At 74.7% G+C, this 1,133-nt stretch carries 1 protein-coding gene; it reads left to right on the top strand.

Annotated features, from left to right (window positions below; genetic code table 11):
- Positions 1–82 precede the first annotated feature (82 nt).
- Entirely contained in the window at positions 83–835 is a 753-nt protein-coding gene (locus AC1DY2_RS19995; RefSeq protein WP_476764003.1) for a sirohydrochlorin chelatase, read from the top strand.
- Positions 836–1,133 lie beyond the last annotated feature (298 nt).

Below are 1,133 nucleotides of genomic sequence, written 5' to 3'. Positions count from 1 at the left end.
GGTCAGGAGCGGCGGCAAGCGCGCCCGGTCACGCGACGTCGCCGGGATGCGGCGGGCCGCCCCGATTTGCGACGATGGGGGCATGTCCGCTCGCACCCCTGCCCTCGTGGGCATCTCGCACGGCACCTCGTCCGACGAGGGCCGCCGTGCGGTGCGCGGGCTGCACGACGCGGTCGCCGCGGCGGTGGCGCAGCGGCATCCGGATGCCCCGCCGAGCGTGCGGCTCGGACACGTCGATGTCGAACAGCCCGACGTCCCGGCCACCCTCGCCTCGCTCGAGCAAGACGAGCCCGCCGTCGTGGTGCCGCTGCTGCTGTCGGCCGGGTACCACGTGTACGTCGACCTCACCGAGGCGGTCGACCACCAGAACGAGCAGGGCGGGCGGACGGTCGTGCTCGCCGGCGCCCTCGGCCCCGACGACCGGCTCGCGACGGTGCTGCTGCGGCGGCTCGAAGAAGCGGGACTCCGCGACGACGACCGGATCGTGCTCGCCGTCGCCGGGTCGAGCGACCGACGTGCGGTCGTCGACTGTCTCGACATGGCGAAGCGGCTCGCCGCGGCATCCGGACGCGCGGTCACGGCGGGGTTCCTCTCGGCCGCCCAGCCGCGCCTGCGCGAGGCGGTCGCGATGGCCCGAGCGGATGCCGCCGCCGACGGCGCCCGGGTCGTGGTCGCGAACTACCTGCTCGCCCCCGGATACTTCGACGACCTCGCCCGCGCGGCCGGCGCCGACGTGACCGCACGCCCGCTGCTCGTGGAGGACGAGCCCGCGCCCGCCGAGCTCGTCGAGATCGTGCTCGACCGCCACGCCGCGGCATCCGCCCGCCTGGCCTGACCCGCGATCCGCGAGCCGCGCACCCGCGCACTCGCCTGACCCGCGACCCGCGACCCGCGCACCTGCGCCACGCGGTATCCGTCGCCCATTACCGTCCACCGACGCCGTGCAACCGCCTGTGTCGAAACACGACGTCGTGTGACGCAATGCGACACGGCGTGACCGGGCATGACACGCGCCCTGTCGGATGCCGCCGACCTCGCCTAGCTTCGACCGGACACCCCACCTGAAGCGCACCGCGCCAGGTGTGCTGCGCCGGACGAGGAGAGGAGACGCCGATGACCACACCGACGACGAC

Source organism: Agromyces sp. P1_H4 (assembly GCF_056405255.1).
Note: the sequence above shows the minus strand (reverse complement) of the source record. Positions and strands in the feature narration are given on the sequence as shown.

Excerpts from the sequence above, each read along its gene's own strand:
- AC1DY2_RS19995 (WP_476764003.1), top strand. The coding sequence starts at position 83 with ATGTCCGCTCGCACCCCTGCCCTCGTGGGCATCTCGCACGGCACCTCG.